Annotated in this window: 22 protein-coding genes; 20 read left to right on the forward strand and 2 right to left on the reverse strand. The window is 36.5% G+C overall.

All coding sequences use genetic code 11. From position 1 onward, the window contains the following. Positions 1-4 precede the first annotated feature (4 nt). From DW721_RS12215 to DW721_RS12305, 20 genes are all read left to right on the forward strand, one after another. Positions 5-664: a hypothetical protein gene (locus tag DW721_RS12215; protein ID WP_118745916.1), complete on the forward strand. Its 660-nt coding sequence runs from the start codon at positions 5-7 to the stop codon at positions 662-664. A gap of 155 nt (positions 665-819) precedes the next feature. Continuing rightward, positions 820-1,095 (forward strand): hypothetical protein, encoded by a 276-nt coding sequence (locus tag DW721_RS12220; RefSeq protein WP_118745917.1) that lies wholly within the window; start codon positions 820-822, stop codon positions 1,093-1,095. Between the two features lie 119 nt (positions 1,096-1,214). Further along, positions 1,215-2,264, forward strand: coding sequence for a virulence RhuM family protein (locus DW721_RS12225; protein WP_118745918.1), 1,050 nt, complete (start codon positions 1,215-1,217; stop codon positions 2,262-2,264). A 351-nt stretch (positions 2,265-2,615) separates the two neighbouring features. After that, entirely contained in the window at positions 2,616-2,816 is a 201-nt protein-coding gene (locus tag DW721_RS15925; RefSeq protein ID WP_147355408.1) for a hypothetical protein, read from the forward strand. Further along, positions 2,792-3,205 (forward strand): topoisomerase C-terminal repeat-containing protein, encoded by a 414-nt coding sequence (locus DW721_RS12230; RefSeq protein ID WP_347560383.1) that lies wholly within the window; start codon positions 2,792-2,794, stop codon positions 3,203-3,205. Before DW721_RS15925 ends, DW721_RS12230 begins: the two co-directional genes overlap by 25 nt. A gap of 26 nt (positions 3,206-3,231) precedes the next feature. Next, on the forward strand, positions 3,232-3,846 hold the full coding sequence (locus tag DW721_RS12235; RefSeq protein ID WP_118745919.1) for a HEPN family nuclease: 615 nt from the start codon (positions 3,232-3,234) through the stop codon (positions 3,844-3,846). Between the two features lie 120 nt (positions 3,847-3,966). After that, positions 3,967-4,263 carry a hypothetical protein gene (locus DW721_RS12240; protein WP_118745920.1) on the forward strand — a complete coding sequence of 99 codons (297 nt, stop codon included), beginning with the start codon at positions 3,967-3,969 and terminating at the stop codon, positions 4,261-4,263. Between the two features lie 53 nt (positions 4,264-4,316). Continuing rightward, entirely contained in the window at positions 4,317-4,484 is a 168-nt protein-coding gene (locus DW721_RS12245) for a hypothetical protein (RefSeq protein ID WP_207665625.1), read from the forward strand. An 11-nt stretch (positions 4,485-4,495) separates the two neighbouring features. Then, positions 4,496-5,293 (forward strand): RNA polymerase sigma factor, encoded by a 798-nt coding sequence (locus DW721_RS12250; RefSeq protein ID WP_347560384.1) that lies wholly within the window; start codon positions 4,496-4,498, stop codon positions 5,291-5,293. Next, positions 5,262-6,023, forward strand: coding sequence for a hypothetical protein (locus tag DW721_RS12255; protein WP_118745922.1), 762 nt, complete (start codon positions 5,262-5,264; stop codon positions 6,021-6,023). The genes DW721_RS12250 and DW721_RS12255 overlap by 32 nt, the downstream gene beginning before the upstream one ends. Continuing rightward, positions 6,004-6,894, forward strand: coding sequence for an ABC transporter ATP-binding protein (locus DW721_RS12260; RefSeq protein WP_118745923.1), 891 nt, complete (start codon positions 6,004-6,006; stop codon positions 6,892-6,894). The genes DW721_RS12255 and DW721_RS12260 overlap by 20 nt, the downstream gene beginning before the upstream one ends. Further along, a complete protein-coding gene (locus DW721_RS12265) occupies positions 6,875-8,092 on the forward strand; it encodes an ABC transporter permease (protein WP_243036012.1) in 1,218 nt (405 codons plus the stop codon). The genes DW721_RS12260 and DW721_RS12265 overlap by 20 nt, the downstream gene beginning before the upstream one ends. A gap of 274 nt (positions 8,093-8,366) precedes the next feature. Beyond that, complete coding sequence (locus DW721_RS12270) at positions 8,367-8,825, forward strand: ferritin-like domain-containing protein (protein WP_022014238.1); 459 nt, start codon at positions 8,367-8,369, stop codon at positions 8,823-8,825. A 317-nt stretch (positions 8,826-9,142) separates the two neighbouring features. Then, complete coding sequence (locus DW721_RS12275) at positions 9,143-9,559, forward strand: MarR family transcriptional regulator (RefSeq protein WP_022014235.1); 417 nt, start codon at positions 9,143-9,145, stop codon at positions 9,557-9,559. Between the two features lie 224 nt (positions 9,560-9,783). Then, positions 9,784-13,398, forward strand: coding sequence for an AMP-binding protein (locus tag DW721_RS12280; protein ID WP_118745924.1), 3,615 nt, complete (start codon positions 9,784-9,786; stop codon positions 13,396-13,398). A 114-nt stretch (positions 13,399-13,512) separates the two neighbouring features. Next, positions 13,513-17,076, forward strand: coding sequence for a pyruvate:ferredoxin (flavodoxin) oxidoreductase (gene nifJ / locus DW721_RS12285; RefSeq protein ID WP_118745925.1), 3,564 nt, complete (start codon positions 13,513-13,515; stop codon positions 17,074-17,076). A gap of 631 nt (positions 17,077-17,707) precedes the next feature. Then, positions 17,708-19,237: an MFS transporter gene (locus DW721_RS12290; RefSeq protein ID WP_055941592.1), complete on the forward strand. Its 1,530-nt coding sequence runs from the start codon at positions 17,708-17,710 to the stop codon at positions 19,235-19,237. A gap of 35 nt (positions 19,238-19,272) precedes the next feature. After that, on the forward strand, positions 19,273-20,754 hold the full coding sequence (locus tag DW721_RS12295) for a sodium-dependent transporter (RefSeq protein WP_118745926.1): 1,482 nt from the start codon (positions 19,273-19,275) through the stop codon (positions 20,752-20,754). Positions 20,755-20,797: 43 nt separating this feature from the next. Then, positions 20,798-21,118 (forward strand): hypothetical protein, encoded by a 321-nt coding sequence (locus DW721_RS16430; protein WP_243036008.1) that lies wholly within the window; start codon positions 20,798-20,800, stop codon positions 21,116-21,118. 33 nt (positions 21,119-21,151) lie between these two features. Further along, on the forward strand, positions 21,152-21,595 hold the full coding sequence (locus DW721_RS12305) for a GNAT family N-acetyltransferase (protein WP_118745927.1): 444 nt from the start codon (positions 21,152-21,154) through the stop codon (positions 21,593-21,595). A gap of 170 nt (positions 21,596-21,765) precedes the next feature. Here DW721_RS12305 and pnuC read toward each other — a convergent pair whose 3' ends face one another. Beyond that, positions 21,766-22,470: a nicotinamide riboside transporter PnuC gene (gene pnuC / locus DW721_RS12310; protein ID WP_118745928.1), complete on the reverse strand. Its 705-nt coding sequence runs from the start codon at positions 22,468-22,470 to the stop codon at positions 21,766-21,768. Between the two features lie 39 nt (positions 22,471-22,509). Beyond that, positions 22,510-24,078 (reverse strand): nucleotidyltransferase family protein, encoded by a 1,569-nt coding sequence (locus DW721_RS12315; RefSeq protein ID WP_118745929.1) that lies wholly within the window; start codon positions 24,076-24,078, stop codon positions 22,510-22,512. Between the last annotated feature and the right edge of the window lie 156 nt (positions 24,079-24,234).

Raw genomic sequence — 24,234 nt, forward strand, 5'->3', positions numbered from 1 at the left:
TTGTATGTATACACCGTTAAAAAAGACAGCTTTGCATGATTTACTTAACAAGCCAATTCTATTTGATGCCAATATTTTCATGGTTGGAATATCGGAAAGGACTTCAGATAAAAATTGCTCATTTGAAAATATGAAGCAATTATACATAAAACCTTTATTTGAAAGTTTTACAGATATTTATATTCATGAAGAGGTATATAAAGAATTAGACGAGGAATCCCGGAAATTTGTTGATAGTTATTTAGAAAAAAATGTTACGATAGTTAAAGAAGACGGATTATATGGAACAGATCCTAAATATACCATGATTTTCAATAATATATCTAAGCATGAATTGGTTAACTATGAGAGAGGTCGCTCTAAAGACAGAGGAGAGGTTTATAGTTTGGCATATGCTGCATATCACAATATAAATTATTTTTGCTCAAAAGAAATTATGGTTGATAATGTGGCAAGAGAATTGGAAGATCTGAAGGATATTGATATTATAACATTTGACATTATTATACTCCAGGCGTTTGTGTATTACGCACAACGGAATGATACTTCAAATAGCAAGGGATTAAAGTCTATTTATAAAAAGTATTGTGCAGATGTCATAAAAAGACATGGGCTTCCATCAACGTTAAGTGAATATATTAAAGCATCGCAAGATTATTTATAAGTATATTGGCTAGCAAAAGCAGTCAAGACTACAGATAAGAAAAAGAGGGATAAGAAGTAAAAACATGGTATCTAATCCATTTGACCAATTTTAAGATTGAAAAACAGATATTGATGTGTGATAAATCGGAATTATAAGTTTAGGAGAAAAGTGTTATGAGACAATATCATATGATAAGTGCTAAAAGAATGGGATGGGATCAAATATATGATTATTATACTTTTCCAACAGATAGATACACTAAAGAAAGTGCATTGGCTGAGTTTTGCCCGGTTACAAAGGAAACTATGAAAAATAATGGGCAATGGTATAAATATACCGCATATGAGTTTAGAGGAGAAATATATTACGATATTATATACGATGGAATATATGATGAAAGTAATTTATTAAGACGTGGTTTCACAAAAGAAGAATTAGATAACATGTAGATAAACTACAATTTTCAGAGAAATTTCACGGCGAGAAGAAAGAGAAAATTTTTTGAAGTCTGTAAAAAATGCAGGACCTTTAATCAGGAACAAAAAGCCACAAAAAGGAGGCCTCTTATTTGAAAAAGAAAAAAGATGAAATAACCATCCGTTCCAGCACAGCGGAATATTTGACCTATGTTGCCTCTGTCGGCGCTCAGCAGGACAGTATTGAGATGCACTATGAGGATGAGAATATATGGCTAACACAGAAGATAATGGCCATGCTGTATGGCGTGGATGTTCGTACAATCAATGAGCATATTAAGAAGATTTATTCCGACTCAGAGCTTGAGGAAGACTCAACTATCCGGAATTTCCGGATAGTTCAAACCGAAGGTTCACGCCAGGTCACTCGTGATACAAAACACTATAATCTTCAAATGATTATTGCAGTTGGATTCAAGGTCAATAATGAGCGAGCAGTGCAGTTTCGTAAGTGGGCAAATGGCATCGTAAAGGACGATACCATCAAAGGATGGGTTATGGATGATGAGCGCCTGAAAAACGGTGGTTCTGTGCTCACAACAGAATACTTTGATCGTTTGCTTGAGCAGATTCGTGAGATCCGTTTATCTAAGCGTAGATTCTATCAGAAGATAACGGACATCTATGCTACAGCTCTTGATTACGACCGCACAGCCAAAACGACAAAGCAGTTTTTTGCCAAGGTGCAGAACAAGATGCATTATGCAGTTCACGGACATACGGCAGCAGAGTTGATTTATGAGCGAGCAGATGCAGCAGACAAGCCACATATGGGACTGACCACTTGGGCAGCCGCACCGGAAGGCAAGATTGTAAAAAGTGATGTGAGTGTTGCGAAGAATTATCTTTCAGAGCAGGAAATGCGTTCATTAGAGCGTATCGTTTCGGCATACCTGGATCTGGCAGAAGACCGTGCTGAACGTCACATTCCGATGACAATGGAGGATTGGGCAAAGCGTCTGGATTTATTCCTGATGGCAGATGACAGAGAGGTTCTTCAGGATGCAGGTAAGATTACAGCAGAGATTGCAAAGGCAAAAGCGGAGACTGAATTTGAAAAGTATCGTGTCATTCATGACAGATTGTTTATGTCTGACTTTGATAAATACATGTTGGAATTGGAAGAGAATGCGAAGAAGTAATAGGATTGCTTCTCTGTTTAATGCATATTTCTCAGTATAATAAGGTCGAGTGCATGGAAGCAAGGCCATCAGTTAGGTCTAAAAATAGCCGTTGACCTGTTCCTTGTAGGAAGAACGGACAAGGTTGAGGCGATGGAGATTCTCCGCAAGATTTGACTTTTATGTTGGAATCACTATACATAGTAGAAATGGATAAAAAAGTTGAACTTTTTCCGTGGACAAACAAGGTTCAGGCTGCGATATGGGTAGCAGAATGTATCAAGGTATTTTTGCTACAGAATTTGTAGATATGTTTCCACGAACAAACGGAGATATTTTAGTACATGCCATATTAGTCTGGATAGGTTCCAGATGACCGACATCAATCCGGAACTATCGAGCCATGTTGAGACGGTTGTCAAATTATCCTTCAAAAAAGATACACCTAAGATTGAGGTTACAATGAAGCCTGATGAGGAGAGTAATTACACCCCAGAGGAAAAGGCTACATATCCGAAGATTAAGGTGAAGTTGCCGCAGAGCAGTTCATGTCCGGTATTGAAGCTATGGTAAGTGACCTTGTAAAGATATACCACAGTGTCAGTGATGAGCAGAAAGCCATGTTTGGAGCAGGCAGGGTCGGACAGGAAGTGCTTGGCAAATGCCCAAAATGCGGTGCCGATGTAGTCAAAGGAAAATTCGGAGCGTACTGCACCGGAAAGTGCGGTATGAATGTCAGCAAGGCACTGGGAGTGACACTTTCAGATGCACAAGTCAAGAGCCTGCTTCAAGGAAAGAAGATACTTGTAAAAGGCTTAAAAGGCAAGAAAGGCAACTATGATGCGTACCTCATTCCTCAGAGCATAGAGGAGTTTTCATATATGAAAGATGGTAGGGAAATCAAGGGATTTCAGTATAAATTTAATATGGAATTTCCGCAGACAAAGGGAAAGCAGGGGTAGTAATGTAGTTGTGATTGTGGTATAGTGTGGGAAAGACAAATCTGAAATTTGCATTTATATCTGAAAAGGAGAATACAATGAACTTAACTGAACAGGAATCTATTTTTTGTCAAGCATTAGCTATGACTTCATTACTTGTAGAATTATCTGACAGGGATTTTTTAAACAGCGACTACTACAATCAAAACATCATTTTTGCTGAAAATAATGATAATTTTCAAAAGATTCTGAAGGCATCAGGATTGGGAAATCCAGCTACAATGCAAATATTTCTCTATATTCTTTTGGTGATGCCAAAAGAAACACTTTCGGGTCTTGATGATAGAACTCTTAATTCGTGGGAGAATGCTTTAAAAACAATAGTTTCATCATTTAGTTTAAGTGTAACTACAACATATCCTGGCGAATCCAGCAGTAATTTATCTACTGTTAACTATTATAGACATATTCGTAATGCTGTTTCACATGCCAATTGTGTATATGAAACAGAAAAAGGTCGTACATATATCACTTTTAAAGATGAAGATACAAGAAAGTTATATCATTGTGAAATAAAAATGCTTACAAGTGATGCGGGAAGGATACTTGAAGTGTTGCAAAAACAAATAATGATATATTTAAACAGACAAATGAGTATCTGACAACTTCCCGTTTGTCGGGACAACACTAATACCACACATAACTAAATAGCAACACAGCGTCAGAGCGTATGGGAAAACCTATACGCTCTCTTTTTTTATCAAAAAATGGAGGAAAAACACATGGAAGAAACAAATGTAACAATGTCAACAGAGGAAATGCAGGGCGAGCCTGCAGCAAAGGAAAATGAGACAAAGGCGGAGAAGTTTATCCGCATTGGCGAGTACCGCATGAATAAGGCAGTGGATGCCCTTGGAAGACTGGAAAATCTTGCAAACTGCAGTTCCTATGAATATACACAGGAACAGGTAGACGCTATGTTTCAGGCATTAGAGGGGAGGGTTGCAGAGGTAAAATCAAGGTTTGCATCAAAAAAAGCACAGGAGGGCAAAAGTTTCAGCTTTGGTGCAATCGAATAATCGTAACATTCAATCATGGAAAAGCAGTCATGCAGAGGAGTGTGGCTGCCTTTTTGTCGGACATTGCTAATATAGAAAGAGCAATTAAAGATGTGATTGACCCGGAACAAAATCACGGCGAGGGTGATGGCATGGCACCAATGTGTCATAATGTGCTGATTCAATCGGCACTTACACAAAGCATTGCGGTAAAAGCAACGATAGAATTTGACACGGGATAAGCATACGAAAATTGGAGGAAAAAGACATTGAGCGGAAATTGAGGAAAAAAGAAATATTTTTTGAGAAAACAGATAGAAAGGTATTTAAAAGTATTGGTATAGTTGAGGCTGTTGGCTCGAACCGTTATAATAATAAAACATACTTTGAGATTGTTTTTAAAATAAAAAAACAATTTGTACTATCTTTTTATAGCTTTCAATCGTTATACCTTATAGAACGGGATAAATATTTTGAACTTCTAATAATGAGGAAGGGGGATTTTGTGTATAATGATTTTCTACTAATCAGGAAAATGAAGCAAGGTGATGATAATGCTTTTGATTTGTTTGTCCACAAGTATTATCAAGAAATTTTAAGCTACTGTTATCATCATTGTTTCGATCAAACATATGCGGAGGATTTCACGCAGGAAACCTTTATACGTTTTTTTTCAAAATTACCCGATTATCATTATAAAGGGAAAACACTGAATTATTTATATACGATAGCAGGTAACCTATGCAAAGATTATTTGAAGAAAACAAAGGAAACACTTCTGGAAGAAATTGAGCTTGTGGAAGAAAATCAAACGGAACAAATTTTGAATAGAGTTTTGATCGAACAGGTTTTAGAACAACTTCCAGATGAATCAAGAGAAGTAATTACTCTTTATTATTTTCAAGAACTAAAATTAACAGAAATTTCTGATACATTGCAAATTGGACTTCCACTTGTAAAGTATCGTTTGCAAAAAGCAAGGAAACAGTTGAGGGAACTTCTCGGGAAGGAGGAATTCGATGAATCAGAAAGAAAAGATAAAAAAATATAGGGAAAACATACAAGTGGAAGCTAGCGAAGAAAAAATACAGGAAACCATTTTTAAATCTAAAAATGCCTTTTTTATGGCAGAGCAAGAACGAATGCTTTTTTATCATGATTTTTTGTGGACACAGCTTCGTGTGATACAAAAAAGATGGTGGGTTCTTCAATTTATGATTTTAGTGGCATTATGGATTGCTTTAAGTTCTATCCATGATGAAATATATCTAAAAAGAAGTATGGGTGTTGTAGCCACGCTATTTGTTATCCTTATTATTCCGGAACTGTGGAAAAACAGGTCATGTGAATGTATGGAAATAGAAGCTGCTTCCTATTATTCATTAAAACAGGTATATGCTACACGTATGCTGTTATTTGGTTTTACAGATATATTTTTCATAACTGTATTTTTAGGAGTCGCTTCAGCAGGTTTGCATTATGAATTATTAGAATTAGTCGTCCAATTTCTTTTTCCACTTTGTGTAACGGTCTGTATCTGTTTTGGAATTTTATGCAGTAAACACGCTTTCAGTGAAACAGTTGCGATTGTTCTGTGTGTGATATGGAGTGCAGTATGGCTTTTTATTGTTTTGAATGAAAATGTATATATCATGGTTACTGTTCCCATCTGGTCAGCACTGATGGGTGTAACAATACTTTTTATTGCTTTTGCGATATATCGTATTTTAAAAAATTGTAATCAATATTTGGAGGTGTCACTTGGTAAAATTAGAACTTAATGGTTTAACAAAAGAATTTGGAGATTTTACAGCAGTCAATCATATAAATCTTACTATGACAAATGGGGTATATGGTCTTTTAGGTGTAAATGGAGCAGGTAAAACAACTTTAATGAGAATGTTGTGTACCCTTTTAAAGCCAACAAGCGGAATGATATGCTGTAATGGAAAAGATATTTTCAACATGGATAGTGAATATCGCAAGCTGTTGGGGTATTTACCACAGGATTTTGGATTTTATCCTGAATTTACAGTAGAGGATTATTTACTTTATATTGCTGCATTGAAAGGAATCCGTCCTATTGTCGCAAAAAAACGTGTGAAAGAGTTGATTGCTAAGGTTGGTCTTTCAAAAGCAGCTCATAAAAAAATGAAAAAATTATCTGGCGGAATGAAGCGTAGAGCCGGAATTGCACAGGCTATGTTGAATAATCCTAAGATTTTAATACTTGATGAACCAACAGCAGGACTTGATCCAAATGAAAGAATCCGGTTTCGCAATCTGATCAGCGAACTTTCAGAAGACAGACTGGTGTTATTATCGACACATATCGTTTCAGATATCGAGTATATTGCGAATGAAATCTGGTTGATGAAAGACGGGGAAATTCTGCATAAAGGAAGTATTGAAGAACTGATAAATTCTATGACAGAAACAGTATGGGAATGTCTTGTGCCGAAAAACAGGGTATCTGATTTTATGGAAAAATATAAAATTTCCAATATGAAATCAGAAATAAATCAGGTTATGCTGCGAATTATTTCTCACGAAAAACCGGTTGAGAATGCAATGCGTGTAGAAGCGTCACTGGAAGATGTATTTTTATATTATTTTGGAGAGAAAGTAGGTGATGAAAATGCTACGTTATGAAATCAAAAAAGTGTTTTCTAAATCAAAAAATAGAATTGCTGTCATAGTGTTATTCGTAATACTTGCGATAACCAGTATATTAACGATTAACAGAGTGGAGTATGTTGATGAAAATGGGAATTCTTCTGTTGGAATTTCGGCTGCAAGATATTTAAGAGAAGCCAAAAACCAATGGGCAGGTTATTTAACAGCAGATACATTAAGCAAGGCATTGGAAGAGAACAGGACAATTAACAGTTCGAAAGAGGCATTGTCGGATGACATTACAGAACAAAATAAGGCATATGCAAAAAAGCAGGGCATAGCAGGTATTATGGATGTCATTATTTGTGCATTCAGCGATTACAGAGATTATAATTATTATGTAACGGATCAGGTTTCGGATGATGAAGTTGGAACAATCTATGAAAGAAGAATTTCTACTTTAAAAAATTGGCTTGAATCTGGAGAAGAAAGATTTACACAGGCAGAAAAAGATTTTATGATTCAGAAATATAAAGAACTGAAAACTCCCTTTTACTATGAATATATAGACGGTTGGGCTGCATTACTACAAAATATATCAACCTTTATTCTAGTGTTGGCATTAGTAATCGGTTTTCTGGTATCCGGGATATTTTCAGATGAATTTCAGACAAAAGCAGATTCCATTTTTTTCTCTGCACGATTTGGAAGAAGCAGAGGGATTTTCGCAAAGGTAGGAGCAGGTTTTTATATTACTACGGGATTTTATCTGATGTTTGTATTTCTATATACATTTATCGTACTTTTTGTATTAGGTGCAGACGGCGCAAGCTGTCCAATCCAGTTGGATTTGTGGAGAAGTGTTTATAATATTACTTTTTTACAGGCATATCTGTTTATTGTTCTGGGTGGATATATAGGAACGATATTTGCAGCTACACTCGCAATGTTGGCATCAGCGTTTACACACTCTACGCCAACTGCCGTTATTGTACCATTCATTGTGCTATGTGTATTTCCATTTTTAAGCAGAATTATTACATTGCCTGGATTATGCTCTTTCTTTCCAGACCAGTTATTAGAAATTTATTTGGATATCAAAGAAGCTGGACTTATCACATTGGGAAGTAAAGTAACAACAATAGCAACTGTTATTGTTCCAGTATATGCAGTGGTATGCTTGATTTTTCAACCGATACTGTACAGGGTATACCAAAAGGTGGAGATAAAATAATTGAAACGATATGCAAGACGAAAAAAATTTAAAGTACCCAGACGGTGATACTCCGGATTGCTTCATGCTTCATTGCTACGCAATTTTCGCAATCCTGCAAACACCGACATGAAGCAGATTTGCATTTAAATATGTATTGCTATCTACTTTTGACCCTAACATAATATTATGCAGTAATGTTAAATATGAGCAGAATACATTAGTGCGTTGCATACATTTCTTTTAATTGCACATACTATTTTGGAACGAAAATAAAAAACAGGAGGATTTCAAAATGGTTTTAGAACAGAAAGAAATGGATGTTATAAAGGAATTACAGACGCAGGAGAAAAGCTGTGTGGAGAAATACCGCAGATATAAGGAGCAGGCTTGCGATATGGAACTTAAAAATCTCTTTGGAAAGATTGAGAAACTTGAGCAGAAACATTATGACACACTTGGTAAGGTTCTTGAGGGAGAAGTGCCTGAGTGTAATTGTAACGATGATGACGGAAAAAATTACGAACCGCCGGTGACATATACACAGGCAGACAACAGCGAGGATAAAAAGACAGACTGTTTTTTGGTTACAGACTGTATCGGAACTGAAAAGATGGTTTCATCAGAGTACAATTCAAAAGTATTCCGCTTTGCAAATGCCGCACTCAGAAAACTTATGGCAGATATACAGATAGAAGAACAGAACCATGCGGAGATGCTTTATAAGTACAAGACTGCTAACGGCATGGCTTAAATCTGCCTGTGCAGACAGTTTTTTCACTCTTTTTTATACTATTTCAGAATATTTTTATGGCTGCAAAAGAACTTTAGTATAGACATAAAGTGGATAATAGTGGTATTATTTCTGAAATACAAGTAAGATAATAAAGTAATATAGATGATGCAAAAGTAAAAGATTTTTTATCTATTGCATTATAATAATCGGAAGACAGAGAAGATTTAGCTGCGGCTTACAGTGCATACTTTAATATAAGTAGTGGTATGAGTGTCAATGGCTAAATTTTGCTCTGCATATCTTCCGATATAAAATTCTGAAAAATGAGGATGATTATGGAATTAGAGGACTTAGGAGAACAGTTATATAATCTTTTGGCACAGGTATTAAACAGACCGGAAAACCGTGCTTTTTTCGACAGTATAAGAGGAGAGTATGGTGTTTTATGGTATCTGCTCACAAAAAAAGAGGCTGTCAGTGCGGGGGAATTAAAGGAAAAACTTCATGTTGTTCCGGGGAGAATGACGGATATACTTACGGCATTGGAGAAAAAGGGACTTATCATAAGACAGAAAAATAAAACAGATAAGAGAGTGGTTGATGTTGTACTCACAAAAGAGGGCGAAAAAGAAGCTGCCAGAAGAAGAAAAGAAATTCATGAGGAGTATCGTGGATTGTTTGAGATTTTGGGATATGATGATGCGAAGGAACTTATCAGGCTTTTGAAAATACTTCTTACCTATAAAAAATAATTTTTGTTTAATATTTCGTATTGCGAAATAAAATAAAGGGTGGTAGAATATAATAAATTTCGTATTGCGAAATAATTTAGGAGATTTACGAAAGTTTTATAAAGTGATGTTAGGGTCAAAATACCTTTTGCCCCTAACATCATAAAATACATTTATATTGTGCAATTAACCGTGCAGACACTCAGTTTCGCAAATGTCTGCAACACATTTTTGGGAGGAGTAGAATGATTACATTTAATAATACTAAAACTCTTTTGGAACTTGTAAAAAATATCGGAAAAGAATTTGAGAATAATGTTTTTTTACGGTATGAGAGAGATGACACGATATTTGAAAAAGGTTATGGAACTTTTTCCATGGACACAATGTCTGTAGCTGTTTATATTGAAGAGCAGAATAAAAAAGCAGGGCATAAGATTCATGCGGCAGTTCTTGGAAAATGCAGTTATGAATATCTCACGGTTCTTCTCGGAGTACCTTGTGGCGGCGGAGTTTCGATACCTATGGATGTGAAACTTACGGCACAGAAAATGGCTGAAAATCTTAAAAAAGCCGATACGGATATTTTATTCTATGACTATTCTTTTTCTTCTCAGGCAGATGAATTAAGGGAACTTTGTCCTTTTATAAAAAGGTTTATATGTCTCCAGACAAGGAAAAATTCACGCAATGTTCCTATTATGCACAAGGTTTTCAGGGGCGAAACTGTTAAAGAAAAGATAAAGCCTGATATGTGTGCCATGATTATTTTTACTTCGGGAACTACGGGACATGGCAAAGGGGTTATGCTTTCTCATGCAAATCTTATTGACAATATGTTCTGTACCGATGATGCAAAAGAGGTATGCTTAAATGTTCTTCCTATTCATCATATATTCTGTATAAGCAGTGATGTGCTTCTTGCTCTGCGTTATGGAAGTACGTTGTGTATCTGTGATGATATGTCAAAAATCCTTTATTACATAAAATTGTTTCAGCCGACAGTCATTCGTGTTGTACCGATGATAGCAAAAATGTTCGTAAACCGTATTGCAATACTCAGAAAAAAGAATCCTGAAAGAAGTATAGTGGAAATAAAAGAGGAAGTTCTCGGAAAGCGTCTTAACCGTCTTGTAAGTGGAGGAGGTTATCTGTCAGAAACATTGTCAGATGCACTGTTAAACCTCGGAATAGTGACAGGACAGGGATATGGAATGTCTGAGTGTTCGCCTAAAATATCAGTACCCGATTATACACGCAGAGATAAAATGGCATCAGTAGGTCATCTTGTGACAGGCTGCCATGTCCGTATAGTTGACGGGGAGATACAGGTTAAGAGCCCGTCTGTCATGATGGGATATTATAATGATGAGGAGCTTACAAAAGAAGCGATTACTGAGGATGGATGGCTTTGTACCGGAGATCTCGGATATGTTGATGATGAGGATTTTTTGTATTTAAATGGCCGAAAGAAAAATCTTATAATACTTAGCAATGGAGAAAATGTTTCTCCGGAGATGATAGAAAATTATTTTGATGAGGACAGGCTTGTTCAGGATATTATCGTCTATGGAAAGGATGATATTATAGCGGCAGAGATTTATCCAAACTATGAATATGCACAGGTAAATGGTATTACGGATATTGAAACTGCCATAAATATTCTGGTTAAAAAACATAATGAGCAGTTGCCGTCATATTCGAGGATTGCGGATGTGACAGTGAGAAAAACTGCATTTGAAAAAACATCCTCAAACAAAATAATAAGAAAAGTTTATTTTGATGAGAAAGAGGAAAGTAATAAGAAAAAAATAAACAGCACAAAGGCTGAAACAAAAATCCAGAGACAGTTATATGACATGATAGCCGAACAGATAGGCAACACTGAGTTTGGAATAAATGACAATTTTTATGAGCGTGGTCTTGATTCGCTTGGAAGTTCGGTTCTTATTACGGAACTGTCAGAGAAAATAAATGTCAATATAACGCTTTCTGAGCTTATGGAAAATGCAGATATATTAAAACTTGAAGCACTTATTAAAAGCAAGACAAAACAGAAAAAAACTATTGATGAAGATGTAGAAAATAAAACGGTTAAAGAGGTATATCCGCTTACTGCCATGCAGAAATATTTCGCATATATAATACCTGACAATACAACTGGAAATCTACCGTTTGTATTCAGAATGGATAAGACTGTTGAGACGGACAGACTTATAAAGGCTATAGGCATTGTTCTTGATGCACATCCGTCACTTAAAGCCACTGTCAAGCCGACAGAGCAGAAATATTATGCAATATATAGGGATGATAATAGAAATATAGATATTGGAGTAGGAAAAATTCAAGATAAAGATGCCGAAAAGAAAATGCAGGAGCTTATTGTTCCGTTTAAGTACAGAGAAAATGACAATCTTGTGCATATCCATGTGTTTGAGGGGGAAAAGTTTAATTATATGTTCTTCGATATTGCACATTTTATGGGGGACGGAGTTAGTATGAATATCCTTATGGAGGATCTCTGTGCCGCTTACAAAGGCGAAAAAGTGGAAAAAGAAAAATATACAACTTTTGATTATATTACTGAGGAACAAAAAAGAACTGAAAACGGAGTGCGTGACAGGGATATAAAATATGTGGATACTTTGATGTCAGGAATAAAATTAAAAAGAAGTATTCTTAATAAAACAAAATGCGAAGAACTGTCAGAGGGTGTGTATGGTGTTATAAGAAAGCGTTTTGATAAACTTCCGAGAAAACAGGTGCTTTATTATGGAAAAAAGCATGGTGTTTCTGAGAACGCATTGTTTATCGCTGCATTTAATTATTGCATAAGTATGTATTCAGATGAGGATGAAGTTTTTGTAAATTCAATACATTCAGGCAGAACTGATAGCAGGTGGAACCGTATTGTTGGACCGTTATTTGAGACATATTATTGCAAGTATGACAAAGTTTCGCATGAAAAAGTTGAAAAACTATTAAAAAGAACGGGCAAACAGATAATGGAAACAATGAAATGTCTGACAAGCTGCCCGAGACAGGGTGAGATGTTTTTACAGTTTCAGGGAGATATTCTTGAGACACCTCAGATTGGAGGAGAAAATACGGAGAGGATGCATATTCAATTAGATTCACTTCCTTTTCATCTTCAGGTAATGTACGATGACAATGGTTATTACGCTGAACTTCGTTTTTGGGAAAATCGTTTTGACAAAAAACTTCTTGAAATATTCCTTGATGTTTTTGAGAGTATTTTACTTGCCATGCTTGATGAGACTTCCGTAAGATGTTTAAAGGAGCATCTTCCACAGGAGGTTTATCCTAAGCACTATTATGTAAATGTTTCTAAATTAAATAAGGCGGCAGGAAGTAAGATTATTTCAGAAGAACAGTCGGATGAACAGATAAAGGTTTATGTGCTTGATGATGACTATTCAAAGAAACCTTATGGTGCATGGGGAAAGGTCTATATAATGGACTACGAGCCAATAAATTGTGCAAAAATAGTACAGTACCCGTATGGAGAGGGGGTTTTGTATGATACCGGGATTATTGGGCGTATTCTTCCTGACGGAACGATTGATTTTCTTGAAAATGCAGGCAGGACAGTGCTCACTGACGGTATTCACGGAAGAAAATATTATGACCTTAAACTTTTAGAAAAATATATTCTTGAGTACGGTGGAGTAAAAGATGCAGAGTGTTATCTTGCATATGACCCTGAAATAAATGAGATGTCACTTTATGCGGATATAAAAACAGATAGTGCACAGATTGATATTTCAGGCTTGAAAGAGTTTGTCAGGGATAAAGCAGGAGACGATGTTTTTTTAAAAAATGTAGAAATCGTACAATAAATCTGACAAAATTTCGACATTTTACCTTAAAAATTCGACTTCAATTCTTTACTTTTTTTCTCATTAGTGTTAAGATAATGAGAAGAATTTAATAATAAGGAGGAAATTATAAAGATGGCTAGAGCTAAACAGTCAATGGATGGTAATACAGCCGCAGCTCATGTAGCATATGCCTACACAGAAGTAGCTGGTATCTATCCTATCACACCTTCAAGCCCAATGGCTGACTCAGTTGATCAGTGGTCAGCAGCAGGACAGAAGAATATTTTTGGAAACACAGTTAAAGTTGTAGAGATGGAGTCTGAGGCAGGTGCCGCAGGTACAGTACATGGTTCACTTGCAGCAGGTGCACTTACTACTACATTTACAGCTTCACAGGGTCTTCTTCTTATGATCCCTAATATGTATAAGATTGCCGGTGAGCAGTTACCTTGTGTATTTGATGTGTCTGCACGTACAGTATCATCACATGCATTAAATATTTTTGGTGATCATAGTGATGTTTATGCCTGTCGTCAGACTGGTTTCGCTATGTTAGCTGAGACAAATCCACAGGAAGTTATGGATTTAAGCCCGGTTGCACATCTTGCATCAATCGAAGGAAAAGTTCCTTTCATTAATTTCTTTGATGGTTTCCGTACATCTCACGAAATCCAGAAAATCGAAAAATGGGATTACGAAGATCTTAAAGAAATGTGTAACATGGATGCAGTTGCAGAGTTCAGAGCACACGCACTTAACCCAGAGCATCCGGCATCTCGTGGTTCACATGAGAACGGTGATGTATTCTTCCAGCATCGTGAGGCTTGTAACAAAGCATACAACGAGTTACCTGCTGTTGTAGAGAAATACATGAAGAAGATCAATGATAAGCTCGGAACAGATTACGACTTATTTAACTACTATGGTGCAGCAGATGCTGACCGTGTTATCGTAGCTATGGGTTCTATCTGTGATGTTGCAGAAGAGGTTATCGACTACCTTACAGCTAAGGGAGAAAAAGTTGGTCTTATCAAAGTTCGTTTATACCGTCCTTGGGTATCAGACAGCCTTCTTAAAGTTCTTCCTAAGACAGTTAAGAAGATTGCCGTACTTGACCGTACAAAAGAGCCGGGTGCACTCGGAGATCCGTTATACCTCGATGTAGCAGTTACACTTCGTGAAGCAGGTCTTAATGACATAGTGCTTACAGGTGGACGTTATGGTCTTGGTTCTAAGGATACACCACCTTCATCAGTATTCGCTGTATATAAAGAACTTGAAAAAGATGATCCTAAGTCACGCTTCACTATAGGTATCGTTGATGATGTAACAAACTTAAGCTTACCAGAAGTTAAGCCAGCGCCTATCACATCAGCACCTGGTACAAAAGAGTGTAAGTTCTGGGGTCTTGGTGGAGACGGTACAGTTGGTGCCAACAAGAACTCTACAAAGATTATCGGTGACCACACAGATAAGTATATCCAGGCATACTTCCAGTATGATTCAAAGAAGACTGGCGGTGTTACAATTTCTCACCTTCGTTTTGGTGACAACCCTATCAGAAGCCCATATTACATCAATCAGGCTGACTTCGTAGCGTGTCACAATCCTGCATATGTAACACAGGGAATGAAGATGGTTCAGGATGTTAAGCCGGGCGGAGTATTCATGATCAACTGCCAGTGGTCAGATGATGAATTAGATAAGCATCTTAATGCTGAAGCTAAGAAATATATCGCTGACAACAACATCCAGCTTTATACTATCAACGCTATCGACAAGGCTATCGAAATAGGTATGGGTAAACGTACAAACACTATCCTTCAGTCTGCATTCTTCAAATTAGCAGATGTTATGCCTATCGATGACGCTATCGAGTTCATGAAAGCTGCTGCTAAGAAATCTTACTCTAAGAAGGGTGATGCAGTTGTAGAGATGAACTACAAGGCTATTGATGCCGGTGTAGACGCAGTACACAAAGTTGAAGTTCCAGATTCTTGGAAGAATCCGACTCCTGATGCTGCTGCAAAAGAAATCACAGGTCGTCCTGAGGTTGTTAAGATGGTTAAAGATCTTCTTGAGCCAATCTCTAAGATGGATGGAGACAGCCTTCCTGTTTCAGCATTCATTGACAATCCTGACGGACAGTTCGAGACAGGTGCTTCTGCGTACGAGAAACGTGGTACAGCCGTAACAGTTCCTACATGGGATCCTGAGACTTGTATCCAGTGTAACAACTGTGCATTTGTATGTTCACATGCTACAATCCGTCCATTCTTACTTTCAGAGGACGAAGTTAAGGCAGCACCTTCAAATATCAAGCTTGCTGATACTAAGCCAAAGGCTGGAGAGTATAAGTTCGCTATGAGCGTATCTCCACTTGACTGTATGGGATGTGGTGAGTGTATCACAGTATGTCCTAAGGCTTCTGAGGGAGCTATCAAGATGGTTCCACAGGCAGAGGAAGCAGATGAGCAGCCGGTATTTGATTACTTAGTTGCAAATGTAGGAAAGAAAGACAGCGGATTTGCTGACACAACACCTAAGGGAAGCCAGTTCAACCAGCCACTCCTTGAGTTCTCTGGTTCATGTGCAGGTTGTGCAGAGACATCTTACGCTCGTCTTATTACACAGTTGTTTGGTGAGCAGATGTATATCTCAAATGCAACAGGATGTTCTTCTATCTGGGGTAACCCTGCTGCTACAGCACCATACACAGTAAATAAAGATACAAAGAAAGGACCAGCTTGGTCTAACTCATTGTTCGAGGACAATGCAGAGCACGGTCTTGGTATGTATGTAGGTCAGAAGTACCTTCGTGACCAGGCTATCGAGTCTGTTAAGGCTTGTGCAGCATCTGACAAGGCTTCAGCAGAATTTAAGGCTGTTGTAGACAAGTTCCTTGAGACAAAAGATGATACAAAGGCAAATGTTGAGCCAACAAATGCTCTTATCGCTGAATTAGAGAAAGCCGCTGCAGCAGGATGTCCTGATGCAAAAGCAGCTCTTGACAAGAAAGATTATCTTGGAAAGAAATCTGTATGGATCTTCGGTGGTGACGGTTGGGCTTATGATATCGGTTTCGGTGGTCTTGACCATGTACTTGCTTCAGGCGAGAATGTAAATGTAATGGTATTTGATACAGAGATGTATTCTAATACAGGTGGACAGGCTTCTAAGGCTTCAAACATCGGTGAAGTTTGTCAGTTCGCTGCAGCCGGTAAAGAAATCGGTAAGAAGAGTCTTGCTGAGATCGCTATGAGCTATGGTTATGTATATGTTGCTCAGATTGCACTTGGTGCAAATCCTGCACAGGCTGTTAAGGCTATCGCAGAGGCTGAGGCTTATCCGGGACCATCACTTATCATCGGATATGCTCCTTGTGAGCTCCACGGAATCGCTAAGGGTGGAATGAACCACTGCCAGGATGAGATGAAGAAAGCTGTTAAGGCTGGTTACTGGAATCTCTTCTCATTCAACCCTGCAAACAAAGCAGATGGTAAGAATCCATTTACATTCACTTCAGAGAAGGGTGTAAGCTTCGATGATTACCAGGCATTCCTTAACAACGAGGCTCGTTATACTCGTCTTGTTAAGCCATTCCCAGAGCGTGCTGAGAGACTCTTCAAGGAATCTGAGGAAGCTGCAAAGGCTCGTTATGAGCACTTACAGAAATTAGTTGAACTTTACAAATAGAGCGAGCTTGAAAAGTGAGCGATACTTCTTGAACGAAGTTCAAGAAGGGAATTTTGCTTGAAAAGTATTTTCGGTAAATATTTGTACAACTAAATAAATATAAAATTTTGGAAGCACCGCGAGAGCGGTGCTTCTTTTTGAAAAACAAATGCAATTAAAGTAGTAGATATTTGGAATAAATCGGGATTTGTTAGGAATGGAATTATGGATTTAATATTTAATTGTTGTCAGATTAATTAACAAAATAATTACGGTTTATTGAGAAAAAATTGAAAATTATGGCATGGAATGATGAAAGCCTGCCGAGGTATTAGAGCGAGTGAACTGAAGGAAAGTGAGATTCAGAAATGGGAGCAGAAATGCTGGCAAGTCCTTAAAGATTGAGTGGCAAGGAAACTGAAGTGGTTTTGCAGGCTTTGTTTTGTTTATTTTTCAAAGAGTTTGTTCAATTCTGAATTGTTAAACAAATAATGGGATATACTTATATCAGGTGAGAGATATGACATTTAAGGTTGAAATATCTTTTGAACTATATATTAAAGGTATAAAGGGATAGGCATAATATAATAAAAATTCATAAATATTATATTTATAAATATATAAAAATGTTTTGAGGTAAAAGAGGAATGATATGCCACTGGAAAAAAATATCAGTAATAATATTAAGGGTAAAAAGAAAAAAATATCAAAGAATAAGATTTTTATAATATTGATGGTCGTTGGCTGTATGATGGGGTCGTTTTCGCATACAGCATTTTCTTCAATATTTGAGTTGATAATGAAGCAGTTTTCATTGTCAGCAGGTGAAGCCCAACTCATGACAAGTATATATTCAATGACAATAGGCATCACAACGATATTATCTGTTTTTCTAACAAAAAATATCAACAGGAAAGTGTTATTTCTAGGTGCAATGTTTGTATTTGGGAGTGGGGTATTATTTACTGCGATAAGTTTTAATTATGTATTGATATTAACAGGCAGAGTATTTCAGGCAATAGGAAGTGGTATTATCCTTACATTGTCACAAGTAGTTCTGCTTAGTTCGTTTTCAAAACAAAAGACAGGGCTTGTAATGGGAATTTATGGATTTATGCTAAACTTATCATCGGCACTTGCACCTGTTATCACGATAATGCTTGTTAAAAAAATATCGTGGCAGACAATAATGTGGTGGATATTGATAATGTCTGTATTTGTGATTTTTTTGACATGGTTTAAATGTCATAGGAGGAAAAAAACACATTACGAAAATTACGATGAAAAAGAAAATATAAATTTATATAGCTGTGAAAAAAGTAAAATGTCGGCAAATTGTACTCTGGAAAATTGTTCAGGCAAACAGGATTTGAAAGAAAATAAGTTTTTTAAGCAGACAAATTTGACAGGCAATTTTTGTCGTTATTTTAATTCTTTACGACTGTTTTTATATCAAAAAATAATAGGATTATTTAAAAATTTTGATATAATATCTTTTTTGTTTAGCAGTATTTCGGTAATATTTCTTATGCTTGCCTGTATGTCGATAAGGGATATATCGGTAAAAGATATAAATTACTGGCAGAAAAATCTGACAGCGGATGAGTTTGTAAAGATAAGTGAATATGCGATTTTAAAGGTCGTACTTTATAGTTGTATATCGATAGTGTTTATTTTAATTTTTATAAGTCGGCAAAAGAAAATGAAAAATCCATATATCAGGCTGGAGTTATTTAAAAATAAAAGGTTTATGGCAGTTGTAGTGACAAGTATATTTATTTATGGTATCATGATGGGTACGGCATTGTGGTTCCCGGTTTATATAAACAGAATGACCGGAGCAGGCATGGAAAGAGCCGGTTATATAATGCTTCCGGGTGCTGTCATCATGGCAGTATCAAGTGTACTTGGCGGCTGGCTGTACCAGAAATATGGTATAAGGCTTTTATATGCGATCAGTATATGCTCGTTTATATTGGCATTTATTACGAGAAATGTTGTTCCGATATGGGTAATGTATTCATTTCGTTCAATCGGTATCGGAGCAATAATGATGCCTATGACTGCATGGGGAATGAAAGAGATTAAAAAAGAGTATTATTCAGATGGAACAGCGATAATATGCAGTCTTAGAACCATTGCAGGTGCATTGGGAACAGCAATAGCGTCAATTTTAGTTTAATGCTATAAAGCATCAAAATAAAATGGAGGAAGAAAATGCAAAATGAAGTAAAAGAGAGAGAAAAATTTGGCTCGCGTCTTGGATTTATCCTTGTATCGGCGGGATGCGCAGTCGGACTTGGAAATGTATGGAAGTTTCCGTACATATGTGGAGAAAACGGTGGAGCTGCATTTGTATTGATATATCTGGTGTTTCTTGCAATGCTGGGATTTCCAATATTGTGTGCAGAGTTTGCAATAGGACGAGGAAGTGGTAAAGGTGCGGCAAGGGCATTTGAAGTTCTTGAGAGTAAAGGAAGTAAATGGCACTATTTTAAATGGGTTTCAGTAGTAGGAAGTTATATTTTAATGGCATTTTATACAATGGTTGCAGGCTGGATGCTGTATTATGCATGGCTCGAAGCATCGGGAAAAATGACAGGGCTTGATTCAGAAAAAGTTTCTGCAAAGTTTGCGTCAATGCTTGGCAATCCGGGAAATATGACAATATGGACAATCGTGGCAGTTGTGCTTTCTTTTGGAGTCTGTGCGCTGGGACTTCAGAATGGCATTGAGAAAGTTACAAAGGTAATGATGTCACTGCTTATAATACTTATTATCGTATTGGCGGTACACTCCGTTGTACTTCCAAATGCGTCAAGCGGAATAAAATTTTATATGGTTCCAAATCTCGATACAATAAGATCCAGAGGACTAGGACCGGTCATATTTGATGCCATGACACATGCGTTTTTTACTCTTAGTGTAGGTATCGGTGCCATGGAGATATTTGGAAGTTATCTGAAAAAGGACAGGACGATAGGCGGCGAAGCAGTAAATATCGTTGTACTTGATACATTTGTTGCACTCATGGCAGGCTTTATAATCATACCGGCGTGTTTTGCATATGGAGTTCAGCCGGATGCAGGTCCATCACTTCTTTTCAAAACATTGCCTAATGTATTTAATCATATGGCAGGTGGAAGAATATGGGGAACAGCATTCTTTGTATTTATGTCATTTGCCGCACTGTCTACGGTTATTGCAGTTTTTGAGAATATAATATCATTTTACATAGATTTAAAAGGATATTCGAGAAAGAAAGTAGTCGGATGGAATATAGTATTTATGACATTACTTTCACTTCCCGCCGTATTTGGATTTAACAAACTTGCAGGATTTCAGCCACTCGGACCGGGAAGTTCAATAATGGATCTTGAGGATTTCCTTGTATCGTATAATCTTTTGCCGCTTGGGAGTATGATATTTGTACTTTTCTGCACCAAAAAGAATGGCTGGGGCTGGAAAGGATTTCATGCGGAAACCAACATTGGAAAGGGAATGAGATATCCTGACGGGATCAGATTTTATATGTCATACATTCTCCCCGCTGTAATAGTTGTAATATACTTAAAGGGATACTATGACACATTTGCGAAGCTTGGAACAGGATATCTTATAGGCTGGATGGTATTTGCCTGTGTTTTGCTTATGGCAATATTTGGTATTGCAAATTATAGGAAGAAGGATAGCAGGTAGAATACATATTACATGAATTTTAAATTTTAAGGAGAGATACGATATGGAGCATAGAGTGAAAGTTACTGTTTTGGATAAAAAATTATTTCCGGAATTACAGGCGCAATATTGTGCAGTACCCGACAGTGGGAAATGTCCTTGTTACAATGTTGGAGATGAATTTATGTTTTATCGCAACGATGAGCGTGATGACTATTGGCATATGGGAGCAGGCACACTGATAAAAAGCGGAAAAACGGATGAAGGGGTATTACTTTCTCCGGGAACAATGCATTGTGGAACAGATGGAGTTCCATTTTGTTCAGAAGCGTGGGATGCTTCTTGTCCGAAGGGCAAGAAGATGGGCTATAGATTAAAATTGTAGATTAATAACTTCCAGTTTGACGGAGTAGTGGATATGATAATTCGAGAAGTAAATGTAAATAAAAAGCAGTTTATATCATTATTGTTATTAGCTGATGAACAGGAAAATATGATTGATCGCTATCTTGAAAAGGGTACTATGTATGTACTTGAAGATGGTAATGTAAAAGCTGAATGTGTCGTTACTGATGAAGATAATGGAATACTTGAAATTAAAAATATCGCAGTTGATCCAAAGAACCAAGGAAATGGCTATGGTAAAGCTCTGATAGACTTCCTTGCAGAAAAATATGCAGAAGAATATTCTATTTTGCAGGTTGGAACAGGTGACAGTCCATTGACAATACCATTTTATGAAAAATGTGGATTTATCCGTTCTCACAAGATTCCCAATTTCTTTACCGATAATTATAATCACCCAATCTATGAGGGCGGTGTACAGTTAATAGATATGGTATATTTGCAAAGATATTTATGAATTTAACATTCCTTTTGCAATATATTATGGCCCATTAAAACCGAAAGCATAAGATTAAAAAGAGTGTAAAAAGTGATGTTACCATCAAATTTAACACTATCAGGCAGCAAAGCGGATTGTGAATATCCACTTGACTAATAATTATTCTGCTAAACAACAGGTGAAATGTATCACTGGCACATTTCAACTGTTGTCTGTCGTTTATGCATTTTTTGCCAGTTTATGAATCCGTAAATATCATTTAACAAAAATACTGCAAAGCAGACGATCACAGAAACATATGTAATATTTGTTTTTGCGGCAATGCTCCAAAGTACGATAAGCACAAGGTCGTTTGCGGCATATGCAACTGCATAAAAAGGGCTTCTTTTTGTTGTCAGATAAATTGCAAGAAAACTTGTTGTGACTGAAAATGTACTCGGAATAAGATTTGCCGTATTAAAATAATCCAATATAAAATAAAAAACAAAGGTTACAATAACGGTCAGGATTATCATAGGTATAATATCCTTCAACTTAAGATGTTTCACTTCGACTTCTGATTTATTGCCTTCATAAGGATTTTTAAGCCATGTGATCATTGAAAACAAAGCTATTGGTGCAGTCATGCCAAGATAAGTTATCATTTCGCCGTAATATGCATATGAAAATGAAATAATTCCATAAAGTAAACTGAATATGATTATGAGAAATTGTCCAAACGGATTTCCTTTTGCACAAAATATAAGTGATGTAACACCGATGAGTGATGCTATAAGTGACAGTGTATTGTCACCTTTAAAAAGAATAAATGATATCAATATTGTGAGTATTGAACCTATCCATAATAATAATTCTTTCTTTGTAAAATAGTCTGACATATTTTTTAATAACATTATCGTTACCTCCAGTGTGTATTTCTTTATTTACTTCGGTCAATGCAAAATATAAACTCCTGCGCGATATTCATCGGGAACATGCTTGTGAGTGCAGAAACGATACAGCTCTGCTGCAAACAGGTCATATTTAAACATTTTTTGAAGCTGTTTCATGTATTGTAAGTGCTGTTTGTCTGTTACAGATACAGCGTTATTGCCGTTACTTTTATTTGCTTGTGCAGGCTTTTTGGAAAACGCATTGTCAGTTTGGAATTGTGACAGAAATCTTTCAAAGCTTTTGTCTGCATCAGCAACTTTTGTGATAAGAGGAATATTTTTTATATTGCGAAGAAGTCCGCTTTTGTTTTTGTTCATTCCTAAAAGTCTGGCATATGCTAAAGTCGGCATAAAATCCGTAATATTTTTATCATGCTCATCAGCCTGTGAATTTTTTGTAAGCGGTTTATCTCTGTTAGGATAAAGCTTAGTTATAAACAGCTCCATGTCTTCTTTTTTTATATCAAGCAGAATATGTGTAAGCACTCTTGTGATGCGTGTGTGTGTATATTGCTTTGTCTTTAAGATGTCTGCAAAGTTGTCAAAGCCTTTGTAATGTGGCAGATTATTATATATTCTGTCGGATAATTCGGGAGAAATATCACTATAAATTCCTAACGGCATATCTTCTTTTTTTAATGATAAGAGCTTAAAATACAGCATATCAGAGAAAAGGGGGTTGTCGGCAGGAAATCGTGTAAGATTATTTTTTAAAATATTTATGACAGGTTCAGGCACATGCGTAGTGATAGTAGTTAAAGCTGCTTCTTTTTTATTTATATCTGAAAAAAAGTTTAACTTTTCAAATGATGTTCTTATTGCAGATGCTGAACTGAATTTGTTATTTTCTTTATCAGACAAATATATTTCTTTTTTAGAGTCAGGACTGCAGCAAACATTTTTGTTTGTATTTTGCATATTTCTGTTTGGAATTAAATTACAGGTGTTGTCTGAAAGAGTGGGAGTGCTATCAAGGCTTGTCGAATGATAACCATTGTCAATCCTTTTTATTGTAACAGGTTTGATATGACTTCCTATTCTTTTTAGTGCTTTTATATACTCGATTCCTAATATGTTGTTTGGCTGTTTTAAAAGTGTTGGGAGGATATCACGATATTGGGGCATATGCTGTTTTAGATATTCCTCTCGTGCGACAGGAAATGATATCCCTTTTTTCAAGTATATTTCAAGTTCTTTAATATAATCATTGCTATTTAATATAGAAGAAATCTTTTCAAGTATTTCAAGATTTCCTTCTTCACTGCCAAAACAGATTTCATCGACAAAACCGAGAGAGTCAAGGAGTGCTACAGAGCCAAGGGCAAAAGTTTCAGCACTTGCACACGAAAAAACAACGGGCAATTCAAAAACAAGATCGGCACCACAGTCTATAGCCATTTTTGCACGCAGATATTTATCTGTCCACGCAACACCGCCACGCTGGACAAAATTGCCGCTCATTACGACAACAACATTGTCGGCACCAAGCTGTTTTTTTGTCTGTTCTATCTGGTATTTATGTCCGTTGTGGAACGGATTATATTCAGCAACTATTCCTATTGTTTTCAATGTTAATCGCTCCTTTTTAAGTGATGTTTTATAAAATTGAAGAGAGAACCCATTACCATTAGGTGATGAGTGACTCTTGCAAAAGCAAAGTGGGGATTTACGAGTGTGCTTGCGGTATTAAATTATAATCACATTTATAGTGTGCCACTAAGTTTA

The sequence above is a fragment of the Clostridium sp. AM27-31LB genome (assembly GCF_003480745.1).
Taxonomy (GTDB): domain Bacteria; phylum Bacillota; class Clostridia; order Lachnospirales; family Lachnospiraceae; genus Butyribacter; species Butyribacter intestini.

Excerpts from the sequence above, each read along its gene's own strand:
- DW721_RS12215 (WP_118745916.1), top strand. The coding sequence starts at position 5 with ATGTATACACCGTTAAAAAAGACAGCTTTGCATGATTTACTTAACAAG.
- DW721_RS12220 (WP_118745917.1), top strand. The coding sequence starts at position 820 with ATGAGACAATATCATATGATAAGTGCTAAAAGAATGGGATGGGATCAA.
- DW721_RS15925 (WP_147355408.1), top strand. The coding sequence starts at position 2,616 with ATGACCGACATCAATCCGGAACTATCGAGCCATGTTGAGACGGTTGTC.
- DW721_RS12230 (WP_347560383.1), top strand. The coding sequence starts at position 2,792 with ATGTCCGGTATTGAAGCTATGGTAAGTGACCTTGTAAAGATATACCAC.
- DW721_RS12240 (WP_118745920.1), top strand. The coding sequence starts at position 3,967 with ATGGAAGAAACAAATGTAACAATGTCAACAGAGGAAATGCAGGGCGAG.
- DW721_RS12255 (WP_118745922.1), top strand. The coding sequence starts at position 5,262 with ATGAATCAGAAAGAAAAGATAAAAAAATATAGGGAAAACATACAAGTG.
- DW721_RS12265 (WP_243036012.1), top strand. The coding sequence starts at position 6,875 with ATGAAAATGCTACGTTATGAAATCAAAAAAGTGTTTTCTAAATCAAAA.
- DW721_RS12270 (WP_022014238.1), top strand. The coding sequence starts at position 8,367 with ATGGTTTTAGAACAGAAAGAAATGGATGTTATAAAGGAATTACAGACG.
- DW721_RS12275 (WP_022014235.1), top strand. The coding sequence starts at position 9,143 with ATGGAATTAGAGGACTTAGGAGAACAGTTATATAATCTTTTGGCACAG.
- DW721_RS12280 (WP_118745924.1), top strand. The coding sequence starts at position 9,784 with ATGATTACATTTAATAATACTAAAACTCTTTTGGAACTTGTAAAAAAT.
- nifJ (WP_118745925.1), top strand. The coding sequence starts at position 13,513 with ATGGCTAGAGCTAAACAGTCAATGGATGGTAATACAGCCGCAGCTCAT.
- DW721_RS12290 (WP_055941592.1), top strand. The coding sequence starts at position 17,708 with ATGCCACTGGAAAAAAATATCAGTAATAATATTAAGGGTAAAAAGAAA.
- DW721_RS12295 (WP_118745926.1), top strand. The coding sequence starts at position 19,273 with ATGCAAAATGAAGTAAAAGAGAGAGAAAAATTTGGCTCGCGTCTTGGA.
- DW721_RS16430 (WP_243036008.1), top strand. The coding sequence starts at position 20,798 with ATGGAGCATAGAGTGAAAGTTACTGTTTTGGATAAAAAATTATTTCCG.
- DW721_RS12305 (WP_118745927.1), top strand. The coding sequence starts at position 21,152 with ATGATAATTCGAGAAGTAAATGTAAATAAAAAGCAGTTTATATCATTA.
- pnuC (WP_118745928.1), bottom strand. The coding sequence starts at position 22,470 with ATGTTATTAAAAAATATGTCAGACTATTTTACAAAGAAAGAATTATTA.